At 71.6% G+C, this 16,728-nt stretch carries 17 protein-coding genes, 1 tRNA gene and 1 pseudogene; 9 read left to right on the forward strand and 10 right to left on the reverse strand.

Features of this window, described 5'->3' with window-relative positions:
* Positions 1 to 108: 108 nt before the first annotated feature.
* From ACZ50K_RS31895 to ACZ50K_RS31915, 5 genes are all read right to left on the reverse strand, one after another.
* On the reverse strand, positions 109 to 507 hold the full coding sequence (locus ACZ50K_RS31895) for a hypothetical protein (RefSeq protein WP_468909524.1): 399 nt from the start codon (positions 505 to 507) through the stop codon (positions 109 to 111).
* The gene (locus ACZ50K_RS31900) at positions 504 to 1,637 is read right to left on the reverse strand and encodes a helix-turn-helix domain-containing protein (protein ID WP_468909527.1); all 1,134 of its coding nucleotides are present in this window, start codon (positions 1,635 to 1,637) and stop codon (positions 504 to 506) included. Before ACZ50K_RS31900 ends, ACZ50K_RS31895 begins: the two co-directional genes overlap by 4 nt.
* A 162-nt stretch (positions 1,638 to 1,799) precedes the next feature.
* Complete coding sequence (locus tag ACZ50K_RS31905; RefSeq protein WP_468909529.1) at positions 1,800 to 2,072, reverse strand: hypothetical protein; 273 nt, start codon at positions 2,070 to 2,072, stop codon at positions 1,800 to 1,802.
* Between the two features lie 880 nt (positions 2,073 to 2,952).
* Positions 2,953 to 3,231, reverse strand: a complete 279-nt coding sequence (locus ACZ50K_RS31910; RefSeq protein WP_468909531.1) for a DUF6087 family protein — start codon at positions 3,229 to 3,231, stop codon at positions 2,953 to 2,955.
* Positions 3,232 to 3,247: 16 nt separating this feature from the next.
* Positions 3,248 to 4,420 carry a methyltransferase domain-containing protein gene (locus tag ACZ50K_RS31915; RefSeq protein ID WP_468909533.1) on the reverse strand — a complete coding sequence of 391 codons (1,173 nt, stop codon included), beginning with the start codon at positions 4,418 to 4,420 and terminating at the stop codon, positions 3,248 to 3,250.
* Positions 4,421 to 4,695: 275 nt separating this feature from the next.
* Between ACZ50K_RS31915 and ACZ50K_RS31920 the strand changes: the two genes are divergently transcribed.
* The 6 genes and pseudogenes from ACZ50K_RS31920 (at position 4,696) to ACZ50K_RS31945 (ending at position 7,674) form a co-directional block, all read left to right on the forward strand.
* Entirely contained in the window at positions 4,696 to 5,253 is a 558-nt protein-coding gene (locus ACZ50K_RS31920) for a hypothetical protein (protein ID WP_468909535.1), read from the forward strand.
* 52 nt (positions 5,254 to 5,305) lie between these two features.
* A complete protein-coding gene (locus ACZ50K_RS31925; RefSeq protein WP_468909602.1) occupies positions 5,306 to 5,641 on the forward strand; it encodes a hypothetical protein in 336 nt (111 codons plus the stop codon).
* A pseudogene (locus ACZ50K_RS31930) lies at positions 5,599 to 5,900 on the forward strand (hypothetical protein); the annotation flags it as partial. The gene ACZ50K_RS31925 and the pseudogene ACZ50K_RS31930, both read left to right, overlap by 43 nt.
* Positions 5,901 to 5,995: 95 nt before the next feature.
* Positions 5,996 to 6,069 (forward strand) — tRNA-Ala (locus ACZ50K_RS31935).
* A gap of 719 nt (positions 6,070 to 6,788) precedes the next feature.
* A complete protein-coding gene (locus tag ACZ50K_RS31940; RefSeq protein WP_468909538.1) occupies positions 6,789 to 6,914 on the forward strand; it encodes a hypothetical protein in 126 nt (41 codons plus the stop codon).
* A gap of 40 nt (positions 6,915 to 6,954) precedes the next feature.
* Entirely contained in the window at positions 6,955 to 7,674 is a 720-nt protein-coding gene (locus ACZ50K_RS31945) for an NUDIX domain-containing protein (protein WP_468909541.1), read from the forward strand.
* A 656-nt stretch (positions 7,675 to 8,330) separates the two neighbouring features.
* Here the strand turns inward: ACZ50K_RS31945 and ACZ50K_RS31950 are convergent.
* The 4 genes from ACZ50K_RS31950 to ACZ50K_RS31965 all read right to left on the reverse strand — a co-directional run bounded on the left by ACZ50K_RS31950 (position 8,331) and on the right by ACZ50K_RS31965 (position 11,127).
* Positions 8,331 to 9,041 (reverse strand): hypothetical protein, encoded by a 711-nt coding sequence (locus tag ACZ50K_RS31950; protein ID WP_468909544.1) that lies wholly within the window; start codon positions 9,039 to 9,041, stop codon positions 8,331 to 8,333.
* A gap of 50 nt (positions 9,042 to 9,091) precedes the next feature.
* Positions 9,092 to 9,556, reverse strand: coding sequence for a DUF6233 domain-containing protein (locus ACZ50K_RS31955; protein ID WP_468909546.1), 465 nt, complete (start codon positions 9,554 to 9,556; stop codon positions 9,092 to 9,094).
* A gap of 187 nt (positions 9,557 to 9,743) precedes the next feature.
* Positions 9,744 to 9,986 (reverse strand): hypothetical protein, encoded by a 243-nt coding sequence (locus ACZ50K_RS31960; protein WP_468909548.1) that lies wholly within the window; start codon positions 9,984 to 9,986, stop codon positions 9,744 to 9,746.
* Positions 9,987 to 10,128: 142 nt separating this feature from the next.
* Positions 10,129 to 11,127: a helix-turn-helix transcriptional regulator gene (locus ACZ50K_RS31965; RefSeq protein ID WP_468909551.1), complete on the reverse strand. Its 999-nt coding sequence runs from the start codon at positions 11,125 to 11,127 to the stop codon at positions 10,129 to 10,131.
* 111 nt (positions 11,128 to 11,238) lie between these two features.
* On the opposite strand from ACZ50K_RS31965, the gene ACZ50K_RS31970 reads away from it, so the two are divergent.
* Together ACZ50K_RS31970 and tpg are read left to right on the forward strand one after the other, a co-directional pair.
* A complete protein-coding gene (locus tag ACZ50K_RS31970; protein ID WP_468909553.1) occupies positions 11,239 to 11,538 on the forward strand; it encodes a hypothetical protein in 300 nt (99 codons plus the stop codon).
* 314 nt (positions 11,539 to 11,852) lie between these two features.
* Entirely contained in the window at positions 11,853 to 12,374 is a 522-nt protein-coding gene (tpg, locus tag ACZ50K_RS31975; protein WP_468909556.1) for a telomere-protecting terminal protein Tpg, read from the forward strand.
* Between the two features lie 680 nt (positions 12,375 to 13,054).
* Here tpg and ACZ50K_RS31980 read toward each other — a convergent pair.
* Complete coding sequence (locus ACZ50K_RS31980; RefSeq protein WP_468909559.1) at positions 13,055 to 14,038, reverse strand: IS481 family transposase; 984 nt, start codon at positions 14,036 to 14,038, stop codon at positions 13,055 to 13,057.
* Between the two features lie 727 nt (positions 14,039 to 14,765).
* Here ACZ50K_RS31980 and ACZ50K_RS31985 point away from each other — a divergent pair.
* Positions 14,766 to 16,709: a YVTN family beta-propeller repeat protein gene (locus tag ACZ50K_RS31985; RefSeq protein WP_468909562.1), complete on the forward strand. Its 1,944-nt coding sequence runs from the start codon at positions 14,766 to 14,768 to the stop codon at positions 16,707 to 16,709.
* Positions 16,710 to 16,728 lie beyond the last annotated feature (19 nt).

The raw sequence follows: 16,728 nt of genomic DNA on the forward strand, positions 1-16,728 counted from the left end.
CGGCGAAGGCCGGCCGGTGGGCTCCGGAAAGGCGTCCAAGCGCGCGGTGCCCGGGGCCGGCCGGGCTCCGCGTGGACGTTGCGGGCCGCACCCTGCGGGTGGGAGGGGTCAGCCGGTGGGGCGGTGCCGGGAGGGGAGGCCGCGTTCGAGGAAGCGGATCTTGCCGGTGGCCAGCCCGGTGAGGGCGGCGCTGGCCTGGGTGGTGTACCCGAGCGCCGCCAGGGTGCGCACGTCGTCGCCGTCGGCGGGGGCGTTGGCCGGCCCGGCCGAGGGGTGATGACGGTGGACCCGGGTGCGCAGGAGCTGCCAGGCGCGTTGGGCGGGTGCGGGGTCGTTGATGATGGCCGGCCAGGCCTGGCGGATGGCGTGGAAGGCGTCGCGGACGGCGTCGGCGGCGTCGTGGGGGTCGAGGTGGGCGCTGGCGTAGGCGGCGTAGTGGTCCTGCTGCAGGGTGTGGAAGGCCTCGAAGGCCACGTGCTGCGGTGTGGTGCGGCGGCGGTGGGTCATCGGGTGGGCTCCGGGGCGTGTGCGGCGTCAGGGCTGGTGTCGTCGTCCGGCGGGGTGGGTGTCTGGGCGGCCTGCCACAGCGGCCGGAGCTCGGCGGGCCGGCCGCGCAGGGCGAGGATGACGCGGGCGGAGGTCTCCCAGTCGGGGATCTGCCCGCCGTTGAGGATGCGGGCGATCTCGCCGATGGACAGGCGTCGGCCGTTGCTGGCGACGCGCTGGACGGTCCAGAGGTCGGGGCTGTCGGCGGCCAGGTGGAGGCTCTTGAGGGAGAGGCTGAACTGCCGGCCGGCCGCGGAGGGGTTCTCGGGTGGCGGGGCGGGGGCGTGCGTGGCGGGCCGTTTGGCGGCTTCCCATAGGACGCGCAGCACGCTCTGGTCCGCCCCGCAGACATCGGCGAACTGCCGCAGGACCGTCCAGGACGGCCCGCGGCTGCCGTTGAGGAGGCGCGACAGGTGGGAGGGGGAGACCCCCATCTCCAGGGCGATCTCCTTGATGGTCCGCTCGGTCTCCCTCTGGAGGAAGGACAGCGCGGTGGAGAGCTGCTGACGAGGAGTCTGGGTCGCCTGTACGGGGAGGGGCTCCAAGTCCGGCTCGGCCCTGCGCCCTTCCCCGTTCCCGGCGGCCGGCTCGGGGGCGTCCTCGGTGCCGCGGGGTGCCGGCTCGGCCGGGGCCTGCGGGGCGGGGCGGGCGGCCCGGGCCGCCCGTGCGCGGTCCAGGCGCCGCTTGACCCGGTCGGAGTGCCAGCGCTTGCGCAGCCGGTCGGGACTGCATCCCGTCCCCTCGGCCATGTCCTTCCAGGACTCGCCCCGGGCACGGCCGCGGGCCACGGCCGCGGCGGTGGTGTCCTCCACCATGCTCTCGATGGCCCGTAACTGCTGCAGGACCTGCTGGGTGGAGGGGCCCGACTCCAACTGGACCAGGAGGCGGGTGACCTCCAGCTGGAGGTCGTGGCCGACAGCCTTGAGGTCCTCCTCCTGGGGGGAGTGGTCGGGCGGTCCCGCGGACTTGGAGTCGTAGCGGCACCGGTCGGAGCAGTGCGACCTGGGGCGACCGGGACCGACGGGGACGGAGTAGGGGGTGTTGCAGTGGGCGCAGCGCCGGAGGTGCTGCTTGGGCGCGGAGGGGGCCATGGTGCCCCTTTCGGGGGAACGTGCCGGGGAATTTGGCGGCCCGCTGCGGACTGTGTGGCCGTCGGAGGGAGAAAACCCACCGACGGCTCTTCCGTCGGGCATGCCTCGATGGCATAGGCCGCCGGCCCGTCAGCCGGGCCGGCGGGTCAGGGGTGGCGAATTTCAGAAACGGCGAACCCGCCTGTAGGCGAACCGGGTCCCCGCCGCCATCACCGAAATAGCTATGGCCAAAGCTCCCAGTGCGGTGGGGTCGGACACCCCGTTGATGAGCACGACGGGCAGCACTGGCAGGGCGAGGAACAGCCCCCCTCGCGCCGTGACTGCCAAGTCATCAGCCCTGCCGGTTTCCCCTGACGTAAAAGAGGCCATGATACCTTCGGCACCTGATTCCGGCGCCTGGATAGGGCGTTGGCGGCGATTGCGGTTGTACGGCACGGAGGTGCTCCTTCGGGACATCTCTGTCAGACGCGATCAAAATCGCATTGCGGAACAAGTGCCCTGGCTGTGGTTTGGACGCCCCTTGCCAGGGCACTTGTCGTTCCGGTGTCTACCGGTGAGCGGGACCTTAGCCTCCGAGCGCTGTGCAGCGCCACGCGCACAGAGGGTTATGGCCGCATGTGCCCAGACGGGCACGCAAACCCCTGTTCACCCCGCTGACCCGACCCACCGCCACGCCCGCGCAATAGCGGTCATGTTCGATCTCGCAACGATCCGATGATGCATCAGACCGACAATCAGTGCGGCAGTTGTCAAGGATCGTGGCAGAACCTGGGGGCCACTGCGCCCCATCCTCACCACGGCCCTTTGCCCAAAGCCCGCCGCCCGAGTGACCAACGCCATGGCCAGCCACCCCCGCGCTACAGCGCGCGAACATCCCACCGTGCGCCCTACCGCCGACGGATCAGGTCCCGCGACGTGCATGGCTTCCTGCCCAGCGGAAACGCCGAGGGCCCTCCGAGCCGCACCTGTAGCCCGGTTCCCTTTCGCGGTCCGACTACCTTGCGCACGACCGGTCCTGACGGGGGGCCCGGCCACCGCGAGCGATCAGGCCTCCCTCCGGCCGGCGGTCATCGCCAAGCGAGAGCTGGCGGACGGCCCGGGCCGGGCGGCGGCTTCGGGCGGGAAGGGCCACGGCCATGCACATCCGGCCAGCTCCAGGGGACCGGCCCAGGGCCATCAGACTCGGCTACCACCTCGACCGGGTGCTGACGGCAACCGCTGGGCGGGCGCGCTGTGCCCGAGGTGGCACCGTCATGCCCTGATCCGTGCGGCTCCCTCCGGGGGCGTACCCTCCGCTGCCTCGCCGACGGGCCGGCTATCCGGTGTGCCGGCTCAGTTCCCATGCCCGGGCCGCGGCCAGGTTCGGGTCGGTGCCGATCGGGGCGAAGGCGAAGCCGTTCCATTCCTGGAGCAGTCTCGGCTCGTCGGGCCGTACGTGCGCGGCTCCGCCGCCTTGCGGGAGGTGGCGGCGGACGACGCCCACGGGCGGCGTGCGGCGTCGTTCGTACGGGGCGAGGGGATCGGCCGGGTCGGGTTCGGGCCAGGTGGGTGCGAGGCCGTCCGATGGCGGGCCGGGCCGCCGGTGCTTACCCATGGGCGGACGGCTCCATTTATGGGTGGGTGCGGGGAAGTTGCTTGGTGGGGGTGTCGAGCCAGGGGGTGTGGTGGCCGTCGGCGGTGACGGTCATCCCGTATCGGGCGACCGCGGGCCGGCCGGCCGTCTGCCACCACCGGTGGGCGCGTTCGATCTCGTCCCAGAGGCGGCGGGGGCCGGATTGGCGGACGGTGAAGGTGTCGGACTGCCGGCCGTCCCAGTCGACACTGGCCCGGCTGTCCCCGCCGGTCTCGGCGACCCACAGCCGCACCGGTGCGTGCTCGCCGGAGGTGTCCCAGGAGTGCCAGGCGCGGGGGACGGCCAGTCCGATGTGGAACTGGGCGTCGAGGTCCTCCCCGGCGACCGCCCACGGCGAGAGGGTGCTCTCGCCGGTGTCCGCCCGCCGGCCGGGCGCGGCCGCGGTGTCGAGGTCGGCGGCCACACGCTGGGTGGAGATCAGCATGTACGAACCGTGCGCCGCGAACCGCCCCGACACCGCACCACCATCGCCGACCCCGGCCTCGGTCGGGTCCTCGGTCTTGTCGAGGGCGAGGGTTCCGTAGCAGACCCACGGGCTGTCCCAGGGGGTGACGATCCGGCCGCCGGGCCGGGTCTGCGCGATCCAGGCGGTAGGGACGGATCGGACCGAGCACGTGGCCACCACGTGGCTGTACGGGGCCTCGGCGGGGAAGCCGTCGGTGCCGTCGGCCGTCACCACCACCGGCCCGGTGACTCCGGCACGCTCCAGGTTGCGTCCGGCGAGGGCGGTGAGCTCGGGGACGTCGTCGAGGGACACCACCGCGCCCTTCTCGCAGCGGCGGGCGAGCAGGGCGGTGTTGAAGCCGGTACCGGTCCCGATCTCCAGCACCGTACTGTCCGCCGACAGCCGCGCGTCCTCCAGCAACCGCACCACCGTGCTCGGAGCGGACGCCGACGACAAGGGCACCCGCGCACCGCCCAGCGTGGTGAAGGCCGTGACGAGCGGCTGGTCGCTGTAGGCGGCGGCCAGCCACTCCTCTGGTGCCGCGTTCCGGTCCAGCTGCCGGTACCCGCCCTCTCCGTCCCGCACCCACAGGACATCGGGCAGGAAGTCCTGGCGGGGTGTCGCCCGGAGTACGGCCGGCCAGGGATCGGTGGGCGGCCGGCCCAGGGCAGCGCAGACCTCGGCCAGCAGGCTGTCAACCTTCACGGCAGGGCTCCTACTTCGACGGCGGAGGCGGTGGCGGAGGCGGCGGGGGGATGGGGCGGCCGGGCTGGCTCCCATCGTCGCCGATCGGACTGCGGTGCTTGCCCACGAAACTCTCCCTTCGTCGCCCTCGATGGTGCCCCCTACCGCCGACCCATGGGCCCGATTCGCAGAACCTCCCGGTGCCCAAACGGGGCAGTCGGCCCCCAAGAGGTGACGTGGCGGTGGCAGTCCGACGCATCCCTGGATTCCACCCCCAGCCGTCAGGGATCCCTGACATGAGTTCGCGAAAGGAATCCGGCATGGGCTGGATCGACGAAACCGGCAGGCACGAGGGATCACTGCGAGCAGTCCTGGCAGGCGGCCGCGACGCCCCACCCATCCGGGTTCTGGACGACAGCACGTACTGGTGGGACAGCGACGGCACCGTCTCCGAACGGGCCGCCGGAGTAGGGGCTGTATGCGACTGCGGATGGCGCGCCACCGACGTCCACCCCGTCTTCTGGAGCGACATCGAGAAGACCGAAGCCGTCGAGGAGCGCACCGGCCCTCACGCCGACTGGGAACACCACGTCACCACCGTCGAAGGCTTCATCCCCCCGGACATCGCCCGGATGCTCCGCGTCCTCGACGACCACATCACCACCCTCGCCACCACCCAGCCCGTCGCGGCCCTGCGCACGGTCGGAATCCTGCAGCAGCGCCTGCCGGCCTTGACCGCCGATACCGTCCGCACTGCCCGCACCGGCCTGGTCACGTGGGAAGCGGTCGCCAAGGCCCTGGGCTGCACCCGCCAAACCGCCCAGGACCGCTACGCCCACCACACCGGGAACTGACTCGGGCCGGCCGCCATATGAGTCGCCCGGCCTTGCCGGCCGCGCACCGATCATGAACGTCGGACTGGGCGTCTACGGCACCGCGACGTTCGGCGACACGGCCGCTCCGGTTCCCGGGGGCGGACGGGCCGTTGGCCAGGCCATGACGATGCGGAGCGAACGGCCGGCCGCCACGGCGTCCGGCAGCGGGTTTGACGAGCGGGTGACGGTGGCGTGGGTGAGCTGCCGGGTCTGCTCCGCTGTGAGCGAGCTGGTGCTCGCCGACCGGCCGACGGCGCCGCGGATCGAAGCGGGGACGGCCCACGCCCGACGGGTCCACCCCGACGTGGCGGCGCCGGACGCGATCGTGCTGCACACCGGGCGCGGGGCTCAGAAACCGGAAACCTGACACCCTGCGCGCTGGTGGAAGGCGACCGGGCCCGTCGCAGGACCGCGGAGCATCTGGCCGCGCTGCTGGGGATCACGGTCCTCGACCTGGACCTGCCCCGCCACCCTGGACGTGGCCCGTGAGACCACCTTGGCTGCCGCGCAGAGCCGGCACGCGGCCGAGCCCACCGCTGAACCGCCCGGACGGGGCGATCATCGCCGCGACCGCCCTGCAGTGCTGGGACGGCGAACCGGTCCGGGTCCGGGACCTCAACCCCTGACGGGCGGTCCGCGACGGCGGAACCCGGTACCCCGAAGCGGCCTTCGAAATTCGGGAGGCACGGGGTGTCGGGACTTGTACGATCCCGGACAGGATGGGGCTCGTAGCGCAGTGGCTGTCGCGCCTTCACGGCATGTAGGAGGACGCCGGTTCGAATCCGGCCGGCCCCATCCTGCTCATTCTCCGGCAGCCTCCTGCGGCATCCAGGAGCAGCGGCCCAGCAGTTCCTCCACGTGCCTGGTGACAGAAGCCGCGCCAGACCTTAAGACGTACTGAGCCAGCCAGCCGAGGAACGGGACCGGGCTATCGGCCCAGAAGCCTCCGTAGGGCTCGCTCCACGCAGCCCCTTCCCCTTCGACCGTGGATCCGGCTGGTGGGGGATGGCTGGGCGCGGACGGAGTCACCGTCGAGTTCGTCCGCGACCTCGCTCCCACCACCTGGTCCCGCGCGTCCACGAACGCGGCGTCGGCGAGACCCCCTCCTGGGGCACCGGCGCCTGCGCCGCCGCCGTCGCGGCCCTCCACCGCGGCCCCCGCCCCGGACACCCTGTCCGTTTCACCGTCGACTCCATCGGCGGCCGCCTTCAGGTCGACATCACCACCGGCGGCTCCCTCACCCTGACCGGCCCCGCCCAGATCACCTGCCAGGGCTCCGTCCGCCTCCACACCCCCTGGCCCCCCCGCCCAGGACACCGGCCTGGGGCTGCAGCGCCCCGCGTACGGCATGCCCTCCCCGGCCCTGCTCGGCCGGGCGGTCCGGGGCCTGGACCGCCTCCTGGGCAGCACCCCGGCCGGCCCGGAGGCGGCACGGTGAAGGCGACGGCCACATCAGCCACCCGCTGCTCGGGCACCTGGTCTTGGATGCCGCCTCGGGTCGGCAGGGCCGCCTCATGGCCGTGGTGGAGGAACCGGCCCCGGCCGGAGGCGTCGAACTGACTGCCTACCTGCGGCCCCCGGCCGGCGGCCGCGAGTTCCTCACCGGCCTCGGCCACATCGGACCGGCCAACACCCCGTAGACCACCCCGCAGTCCACCGACAAACCAGGAGGGATCCACCATGAGCGAGACCATGAACCCCCCAGCCAGCCTCCGCGACTGGGCCGTGCACTGGCCGGAGCACACCCCGGCGGACGCCACCCCGGACGAACTCCTGCCCCACGCGCTCCAGCGGGAGGTGCCGTCCTGGGCCGAGGCAGCGGCCACCCCGGACGCGGTGACCGACTGGGCGGAGCGCCAGACCGCCGCACTCGTACCCTTCCAGCGCAACGCCCAGGGCTGGCCCCTCCACCCGGCCGGCCGCACGGGCCGTACCGGCCGCGACCTCGGCCGCTGGGGCGAGAACCAGGCCGCCGACCCCATCGTGATCGCCGGCACCGGCACGCGGCGGCGGATCCTGCTGATCACCCGGGACGACATCCACCAGGAAGCGATCCCCGGCGGCATGGTCGACCTCGGCGAGACCGCCCCCGCCGCGCTGGTCCGGGAACTCCGTGAGGAGACCGGAGTGGACCTCAGCGGCCACCAGCCGGTCATCATCGGCCGAGACCTCGTGGACGACTGGCGCCAGACCGACCACGCCTGGGTGACTAGCACCTCCGCCCTGTACGTCCTGCCCGCCACCGTCACCGCGACGGCCGCCGACGACGCCCTGGACGCCACCTTGTACCCGGCCGCGTCGCTGGCCGCTCTGGAAGCCGCTATCACCGATGCCGGCCGAACCCTCTACGCCGCCCACCGCCCCCTGATCGCCCGCGCCCTCGCCCACCTCGACCGCTGAGCCGTCCCAGCGTCCAGGGGAACCACCCCGGACGGGTGACCAACCCGTCGCACATGCGGCACCCCTCTGGCGGCGGCCCGGCCTTCCGGGAGCTCACTGGTGGGTTGCTTCCGGGTGAGCTGCCGTGGTCCGGCAACTGACCGGGCTCGGGCCGTACCGGCGTGCGTTCCTGCTGCCACCCTGGCGGGATCAGGCGATGCGGCGGTGCTGGTGCAGGGTGATACTGCAGTTGCCCGGCCAGTCATCCCCCCCGACTGGTCTGGCCAGTGCCCCGACCTGCCTATCCCCCCCGGGTCGGTCGGGGCCATCACGGCTTTCGCCTCTGGGCTGGCAGGGGATTCCGCCCGCGTCCCGCCGCCCCGTCGCACTGGCCCCGGCGACGGGGCAGCGGGGTGTCGACGCCGGTGAGTTGGTAGTCGCATGTGCCCTGACCTGCACCGGTGAGTTTCCTGGTGAGGGTCACCAGGGTGACCTCACCACCGGCCGGTGAGGTCACCGCGGAGGCTCACCGGCCACCGGTGAGTGCGCGAGGGAAGTTCACCGGAGGCCGGTGAGTTCGCCGGCCGGGGTTAGGCCATTTCCTGTGGATCTTCGCCTGTCTTGTGCGGCCTGGATACGGTGACGGCGTGATGATCCGATGATCGGAAAGAAGCGGCCTAGCGGCGAGCGCGCTCGTTCGCGGTGATGTCCGTTGCCGTCGTCATGGGCTGGCGGACCGCCTGGACCTGTTGGAGTCGTGTGATCGTGGCGGCCAGCACGTCGCGTGCGTCAGCGGGGTCGCCGCCCGTGTCCTCGACGCGGACTCGGACGACGACGGTCCCGGACCGGCTGTAGCCGTGGATCGAGTCTCCCGATCCGGTGTCCGCGAGGAAGACCGATTCGTCTCCGACCCGACGGGCCACCTGCACGGGTGCGGTCTCTTCCCGCTCCTGCCACCGGTCGTACGCGGTCTTCGCGTGTTCGGTGCTGTCGAACTGGCAGACCTGGAGGTCGATCCCGCGCGACTCGGTCGATCCCTGGAAGTCATAGGCGCCCCTGCCCGCCCGCTGCCAGCCGGCCGGCGGCGCCGAACCGTCCAGCGGACCGCAGTCGTCGGCTTCCCCAGGCCTGCTCTCGTGCTGCCTGCCGCGGTAGTAGCCCGGGACGACCTCCTCGGCTTCCGGAATCGCCTGCCAGAGTTCGCTCTGGCCGAGCTGCCTGGTGAGGGGGACGTCGGTGTCGTCCTTGAACGGCTGCGGCTCCGCGGTTCCGCCGACGGATCGAGTGGGTGCTGCCGTCGGTCCCTCCGGCGCCTCGTTCGATGAGCAGGCGCACAGTGCGAGGCAGGCCAAAAGGACGGTTGTCATGGTGATGTGACTACGTATCATTTGATCAACATAGCCCGGCCCTGATCCTGCAACATCCGAAAGAGACGGCCTTAGCCGGCCCCGGGTTCGGGTGTCCACACGGCGGGGCCGCCGCCGCGCCATTCGATCAGCGCCCTGTCGTGCAGGTTGACGTTGTCGGGGTCCAGGCCGGCTCGGCGGAGGAACTCCGCCAGGTCACCCGGCCCGGAGGCGCGTCCGAGATCGTTGCCGTGGGCGCGGACCAGCCGTCGGCCCCGGGTGTCGGGCGGGTGGACGACTATGGGCGGGTGGGCGGTGGCGGGGCTGCGGTGTCTTCCGGCGTCCCAGCAGTCGCCGAGGTGGATCCGGATCGGGGGCCGTCCGGCCCCGATGCCCCGCTCGATCAGGAACGCCGGCGGCTCCGGAGCCGGCCGGGCCGGAGCGGCGGCTGCGGCCGTCTGGGCTGCGGCCAGTGCCTGCTCGACTCGGCCGAGCTCAGCGCGGAGGTAGATCGCCAGGACCTCCAGACGGGGTGGGTGCGGGGGCAGGACCGTCATGATCAGTTCCCCACCAGCGGCCTGCAGCGGGCACACAAGGGGTTGGCCGGGGCACCGTAGCGCGCGCACTCCGTGCCGCACCGGGCGCACGGTCCGGCCTGCGACGGCGCCCACACGGCCGGGCTGCTGGGGCCTGCAGGGGTCTCGGCGGTCCGCACGGTGAGGTTCTCGACCGGGGTGGGGGTGGTCATGCGGCTGCCCTCCGGGATGCGGCGGGGGCGGTGCGGGCGGCACGGTGCAGGTCGGCGCGGCCGCCCCCGCCGGGGCCGGTCCAGTACGGGTGCGTGTGCAGGCGCAGCGACAGGGCGATCAGCCGCCGCCGCGCCGTGGTGGTGCCAGCCGGGCCGCAGGCGGCGAGGTCGGCGTAGGCGGACTGCCAGGCCCGCTCCAGGGCGAGGAGGTCGGGCGGGAAGCGGAGTGGTGCTCTCACACCCCAAGGGAAACACGTGTTCGATTTCCAAGGGAAGTCTGGATGCTCCTGACCTGTCTCAGCGAAGTCAGTCGACCGGGGTTGCGCTGACCTGCATGGACTGGCTTGGGTGAGACTGACCGGTGCGAAGCACCGTTGATGGTCAGGCGGAGTCGGCTGGCCTGCCCTCGCAGTACCGGGCGGTCATGAGGGCCAGGGTGTCGATCACCCGTCGGCGCACGACCTCGGGGGCCAGTACCTCGGCGGCGGCACCGATCTGCAGAGCCCGCTCCACCGCGTCCTCCACCGACTCGATGGGGACGGAGACCCGCACCCACCCGTCGGCATCTTGCGCCGAGAGGACGCAGACCGGGAACCCCGGGCCCATGAGGTCGACAAGCCGTTCGTGGCCCTGGGGTGAGATCCGCAGCGTCATGTCGTCTTGTCGCAGGTCGGCCTGGTAGCGGGCGGTGGCCTGCGCCCAGTAGGTGGCCAGGTCGAAGCCCTCGGGCCAGTCGAAGGAGCCAGGTGCGAGCGTCATTCGCTGGATGCGCCCGATCCGGTAGGTCCTGGCCTCGCCGCCGTCGTGAGGCCGGGCGACGAGGTACCAGGCGCCGGCTTTGCAGACCAGCCCGAGTGGGTCCAGGGTGCGCTCCACATCGCGGGGAGGGGCCGGCGCCCACCTGCGGTACCGGATGGTGACGGGCGTGGCCTGCCACACGGCGGCGGCGATGACCTTGAGGTGTGGCACTGGTTCGGGCTCGCGGAACCATGCGACGGCATCCAAGTGGAAGCGCTGGCGGATTCGCCCAGCGCGGTCCGCCACCTCGTCGGGCACGGCGGCGAGCAGTTTGAGCTCGGTGGCGGCCAAGGCGGCGCCGAGTCCCAACTCGGCGGCCGGACCTGGGAGGCCGACCAGCGCGAGCACGTCAGCCTCCTGGCCGGTTAGGCCGGTCAGCCGGGTCTGCCAGCCGTCGAGGAGGGTGTACCCGCCCCGCGGGCCGTCCGCGACGTACAGCGGCACCCCGGCTGCCGAGAGGGCGTCGATGTCGCGGTAGACGGTACGGGGCGAGACCTTCAACTCGCGAGCCAGTGCCGGGGCGTTGAGCGGGCCCCGGGTCTGCAGGAGCAGCAGCAGGTGCAACAGGCGGGTGGCGCGCATCCGGAAAAAGTACCCGCCTGGGTATGACACAGCTTGTCAGGGGTCCGGCGCCAGGCTTCTCTGTGCCGGGCCGGTAACAGGCCGCCCCGGTCCTCAGAGGGGGTTCTTTTGATGAAGAGCAAGAAGCTGGGCACCCTGCTGGTCGGCATGGCGATCGCCATGGGCGGTGTCGCGGTTACCGCCACCCCGGCAGCCGCCAGTACGCCCTGCACCGTCGAGCGGCACGGTGAGAGCGGGCTCGGCCACGATTGGGTGGACGTCACCAACGGCTGCTACAGCGCCGTGCGGGTCAAGGTGATCTGGAACTACGCCCACGACTCGACCTGCAAGACGATCCCGGCCTACGGCGGCACGGTGAGGTTCTCCCCGTCCGTCTCCTTCGGCACGTTCAACCGAACCGAGAGCTGCTGATCCCAGTCCCACTTGGCCCGGCCACGCGTGGCAGCAGCTGGGCGTTATGCCCGGGGCCGCAGTTCCCATGCCGGGGAACGCGGCCCCCGGCCTGCGCAAGCGGGGCGCAGCCGAGCCTCACGGCGCGAGCCCGGGTAGCGGATTGCGACCGGCGCCAATGAACGGCCGTCTCAGCGAAGTCAGTCCGCCCAGGTTAGCCGCCTGCCGTCGACTGGGTTCGTTGAGAACGGACAGCTCCGTCCGAGCCTCGGCCGACCACCGCCGTACGCGAGGATGAGGGGGGCCGGTCACGGCGCCGGAACAGGGGGAGACGGATGGGCGTCATCGGCGACAGCCTCGACCGGGCCGGGCAGCAGGCATTCACCCGGCCGATCCCGAAATCCGCCGACGCCCGGGTGCGGTACCTGGTCAAGCAGCACGCCGGCTCGACCCGGCAGGTGGCCGCGCTGCTCGGCATCTCGCAGCGGACGGTGGAGCGGTACGTGAAGGACCAGATCCGCACCCCCAAACCGGCCCTGGCGCAGCGGATGGAGCGGGAGGTCCGCCGGCGCTGGCAGCCCCACGTCCGCAAGCGGGCCCGGCAGCGGGCGGCCGGGCAGTCCGGGTTGGTGATCGAGACCCGGGCGCGTTTCGGGTTCACCGCTGCGCCGGGGTCGACGGACGACGGGCGGATGCGGCGGATCACCCAGCACCTCCCGCCCGAGCACGCGGACCGGCTGCTGTCCGCCCAGGACGCCGGCGCCTCCGAGGCGGACCTCCGGCGGATCGCGGCCGAGGGCTTGCAGGAGGTCTACTTCCGTGACGGCGGGCGCCGCGCGGAGGACCTGGTGGTGTAGTTCACCGACATCGACTACCTGGGAATCGGCCTCTGAGGGCCAGCCCCCTGGGGGATGTGCACTGACCTGCACTGGGGAGTTCTCGGTGAGGTCCTGGGGGTGAAATCACCAGCCATCGGTGAGTTTCGCCGACGAAACTCACCGACTCCTGGTGAGTGCGCCGGGGAAACTCACTGATGGCTGGTGAGCGCCGATCCCCGGGTCGGGGAGCCACACGGCGGGGCCGCGTCCGGGCTACGCGATCAGCGAGCCCTCGGTGAGGCTGACGGCGTCGGGCCCCATGGCCCGGCCGGTGTTCCGGGGGCGCTGTGCGGGGGCAGGCTGGAGGGGTGGTGAGAAGGAAGACCCCGCGGTGCGGTCAGTGCGGCCGGCCGTGGCCGGAGGGGTGCGGGAAGAGCCGGAGCTACTGCTCGGCGGTGTGCCGGACAAGGGCGTGGCGGGCGTACAAGGCCCGGCGTGAGGCGATCGACGCGGGCGGGGAGGCCCTGAAGGCGCTGCTGGAGGGCCGCCGGCACCCGTGGCCGAAGTTCACGTGCCCGGAGTGCGGGAGCGCCTGGTACGCGGTGGACACCGCGTTCGGGAAGACGAAGCGCTCCGACAGCCGCTACTGCTCGCCCCGCTGCCGTACGAGGGCCTGGCGGCGGCCTTCGCGTTCAGCAGGCGTCACCGGGTGACGCCTGCTAGGTGTATTGACCCGCAGGGTTGTTGACTCGGCTGATGGGTGGCTGTCCGCCCAGTGCGGTGTGGCAGCGGTGGTGGTTGTAGGTGTGGAGGAAGTCTGCCAGTGCCGCTGTCCGTTCGTTGTTGGATGTGTAGGTCCGGAGATAGGCCCACTCGTCGAGGAGGGTGCGGTTGAAGCGTTCGACCTTGCCGTTGGTCTGGGGCCGGTAGGGCCTGGTGCGCTTGTGGGTGACGCCGGCCGCGGCGAGGGTCTGGGTGAACAGCCTGGCCTTGTAGCAGGAGCCGTTGTCGGTCAGGACCCGCTCGACGGTGATCCCGTGGGCGGTGAAGAACGCGTTCGCCCGGGTCCAGAAGCCGGCGGCGGTCTCCTTGCGCTCGTCGTTCAGGACCTCGCTGTAGGCCAGGCGGGAGTGGTCGTCGACGGCCGAGTGGACGTAGCTGTAACCGATCACGGGGGTGCTGCTCCTGCGCAGGGTGGTGGTGGCCTGGCGGTTGCGGTCGCCGGCCGGCCGGCCGACCGCGCGCCATCCGCCGCCGTCGGGGATACTGCCGAGTTTCTTGATGTCGAGGTGGACCAGTTCGCCCGGCCGGGCCCGTTCGTAGCGGCGGATGACGGTTGCGGTGGTCCGGTCGAGCCAGGCCAGGCGGTTCAGGCCGTGCCGGGTCAGGATCCGGTGGACCGTCGAGGCGGGGATCCCCAGGATCGGTGCGATGCGGGCCGGTCCGAGTTTGCGTTCGGTCCGCAGGCGGCAGACCTCGGCTTCCCTGGGGGCCGGGGTGCGGTGCGGTGTCGTGCCCGGCCTGCTGGGCCGGTCGGCGAGGCCGGCGTCGCCCTCCTCCCGCCACCGGCGGACCCACTTGTGGGCGGTGGGCCTGGATATGCCCATCTCGGCCGCCACGTGAGCGACGGGACGTCCGGCCAGGACCCGTTCGACCAGGATCCGCCTGCCGTGAACCGTCAGACGGGCATTACGGTGGGACACGAAGACCTCCGTGTGTGGTGCAGCTTAGACACCTCCACCACACCGGAGGTCTTCGTCATGATCAAGACCTGGCCAGCGTTAACAACGCTCGTGATCAATACAGCTAGGGCCTGTATCGGGTCGTGATCAAACTGCGGATCCGCTCTCGTTCCGAGGGCGGATCCGGTAGCCAAGGGTGCATGACACGGAAGCAACCGGCGGAGCGCGTGCGGGCCCTCCGCGCGCTCCCTCCCACCTGTGGCCGCCACGTCACCGGCACCCTCCCCTATCGCCACCCCGTCCTCACCGACCATGCTGCCCCGGCCGCCCAGGCTGTCGCCTCGGTTCCGCTGAGCGCCCTTGGAGGCCCGGCGCGGATATGGCCAACAGCGTTTCAGCGCAAGGTATGTGAGCGTCCAGCTACCGCAGTGCTCGCATCGCATTCTGCTGACGTATGGCTGTTTTCAGCCTGAATTGTGGTTCTTCTCGGTTCCGTCTCGTTGTGAAGGGCTGCCGCTGTCATGCTTGCGCCGACGACCTGCTCGGGGCGCCGCGTGACATAGTGCACGTGGGAGGGGGATGGTGTGCTGTTGCCGTGTTGCCCGGACACCCTCGTAGGCCCTCTCGGGGGCCGTTCTCTTCGTCCCGTTGTCGTGCCGGCCTGCCGGTGGGGATCGTCGGCCTGTGTCGCTGCGGATCACCAGGGGCTGTCTGGCCCCGCCGCCAGGACACGGAGAGGGACACGCTGATGTCTGCGATAGCACGCCCCCGCCCCGCGGAGCGAAGACTCCGTACCCGTGTGACGGTGCTGGCCGGAGCCCTTGGCCTGGGGCTGGCCGGACTCACCGCCTCGCCCGCGGTCGCCGCGCCCACCGTGATCGCCTCGGTAACGCTGGGCGACAACCCGGAGTACATGGCCGTGGCGCCCGACGGCGCCCACGTCTACGTCTCCGACACCGGCGGCGGCATGTTCGACCCGCCCGGCTCCACCGTCAGTGTCCTGAACACCGCCACCAACACCCTCGGCACCCCGATCCCGGTCGGGAACTCCCCGACCGGGATCGCGGTCAGCCCCGACAGCGACACCCTGTACGTGGCCAACCGGGACGACGGCACCGTGAGCGTCGTGAACGCCGCCACGGGCGCGACGACTACCACCATCACCGGCATCGGCGAGCCCACAGGGCTGGCGATCACCCCGGACGGCAGCGAGGTCTACGTCGCTGACTCCACCTTCCCCGGCGCTTCGCTCAAGGTCATCGACACCCTGAACAACACCGTCACCGCGTCCGTCGCTATCGACGACTTCCCCCGCAACGTCGAGGTGAGCCCTGACGGGGCCCGCGCCTACGTCGTCACCCAGTACGACGGCCAGCTGACTGCTGTCAGTACCTCCACCCACACCGTGACCGGGACCATGTCGCTGTCCGAGAGCCCTTTCGCCCTCGCCATCAGCCCGGACAGCGGTACCGCGTACGTCTCGTACTCCAACCGGACCACCGTCGGGGTGGTGGACCTGGCCGCCCTCACCGAGACCACGACGATCACCACCGGAAGTTCCCCCAACGGGGTGGCGTTCACTCCCGATGGGGCGACCGCGTATGTGACCAACGCCGGCGGCGACACCCTCGCGGAGATCGACACCGGCACCCACGCCGTCACCGCGACGACCCCGATCAACGACAGCCCCACCACTCTGAAGCTGAGCCCTGACGGCACCCTGGCCTATGTGGTCAACAACGACTTCCAAGGGCCCGACACCCTCGACGTCATCCAGATCGGCACCGCGCCCGCACCGACGGCCGACCTCGCCGTGAGCGTGGCCGACTCCGCGGACCCGGTCGTCCTGGGCGGCACCTACACCTACGCCGCCACCATCACGAACAACGGGCCCGACGACGCCACCGGCGCCACCGCGACGACGACCCTGTCGGGTGCGGCCCGCACGATCACCTCGGCCACGAGCTCGCAGGGCTCGTGCACCATCAGCGCACCCACGATCACCTGCGCCCTGGGGTCCCTGGCCGACAACGCCTCCGCCACCGTGACGATCACGGTCGAGCCAGCGGCGACCGGCAGCATCACCGCCACGACCACCACCGGTGCCGACCAGGACGACCCGACGGCCGCCAACGACACCGACGCCGAGACCACCACCATCAACAACGGCAACGGGTGCACCATCACCGGCACCCCGGGCCCGGACACGCTCAACGGGACGAACGCAGCCGACGTGATCTGCGGCCTCGGCGGCAACGACACGATCAACGGCGCGAACGGCAACGACACCATCTACGCCGGCAGCGGGAACGACACCGTCGACGGCGGGAACTCCGACGACACCCTCCATGGGGGTTCCGGCGACGACGTCATGGGTGGCGGGAACGGCGCCGACTACCTCTACGGCGAAGCCGGGAACGACACCAACTACGGCGAAACGCTGCTGGGCTCGCTGCTCTACCTGTTCGACAACGGCAACGACCACATCTACGGCGGCACCGGGAACGACGACCTCGACGGGCAGAACGGCAACGACGTCCTGGTCGACACCTCCGGCACCGACACCATGAGCGGCGCCCTGGGCAACGACAACATCAACGTCCAGGACGGGGCCGGCGGCGACACCGCCAACGGCGGCCTCGGCTCCGACACCTGCACCGCCGACGCGGGGGATACCCTCAGCAGCTGCTGACCCCACCCTCCGAACAACA

It is taken from the genome of Streptomyces sp. NPDC033845 (assembly GCF_055576225.1).

Bases quoted from the DNA above. Each gene is read 5' to 3' on its own strand.
- ACZ50K_RS31895 (WP_468909524.1), bottom strand. From the start codon at position 507: ATGACCCACCGCCGCCGCACCACACCGCAGCACGTGGCCTTCGAGGCC.
- ACZ50K_RS31900 (WP_468909527.1), bottom strand. From the start codon at position 1,637: ATGGCCCCCTCCGCGCCCAAGCAGCACCTCCGGCGCTGCGCCCACTGC.
- ACZ50K_RS31910 (WP_468909531.1), bottom strand. From the start codon at position 3,231: ATGGGTAAGCACCGGCGGCCCGGCCCGCCATCGGACGGCCTCGCACCC.
- ACZ50K_RS31920 (WP_468909535.1), top strand. From the start codon at position 4,696: ATGAGTTCGCGAAAGGAATCCGGCATGGGCTGGATCGACGAAACCGGC.
- ACZ50K_RS31925 (WP_468909602.1), top strand. From the start codon at position 5,306: ATGAACGTCGGACTGGGCGTCTACGGCACCGCGACGTTCGGCGACACG.
- ACZ50K_RS31940 (WP_468909538.1), top strand. From the start codon at position 6,789: ATGGCCGTGGTGGAGGAACCGGCCCCGGCCGGAGGCGTCGAACTGACT.
- ACZ50K_RS31945 (WP_468909541.1), top strand. From the start codon at position 6,955: ATGAGCGAGACCATGAACCCCCCAGCCAGCCTCCGCGACTGGGCCGTG.
- ACZ50K_RS31950 (WP_468909544.1), bottom strand. From the start codon at position 9,041: ATGATACGTAGTCACATCACCATGACAACCGTCCTTTTGGCCTGCCTC.
- ACZ50K_RS31955 (WP_468909546.1), bottom strand. From the start codon at position 9,556: ATGACGGTCCTGCCCCCGCACCCACCCCGTCTGGAGGTCCTGGCGATC.
- ACZ50K_RS31965 (WP_468909551.1), bottom strand. From the start codon at position 11,127: ATGCGCGCCACCCGCCTGTTGCACCTGCTGCTGCTCCTGCAGACCCGG.
- ACZ50K_RS31970 (WP_468909553.1), top strand. From the start codon at position 11,239: ATGAAGAGCAAGAAGCTGGGCACCCTGCTGGTCGGCATGGCGATCGCC.
- tpg (WP_468909556.1), top strand. From the start codon at position 11,853: ATGGGCGTCATCGGCGACAGCCTCGACCGGGCCGGGCAGCAGGCATTC.
- ACZ50K_RS31985 (WP_468909562.1), top strand. From the start codon at position 14,766: ATGTCTGCGATAGCACGCCCCCGCCCCGCGGAGCGAAGACTCCGTACC.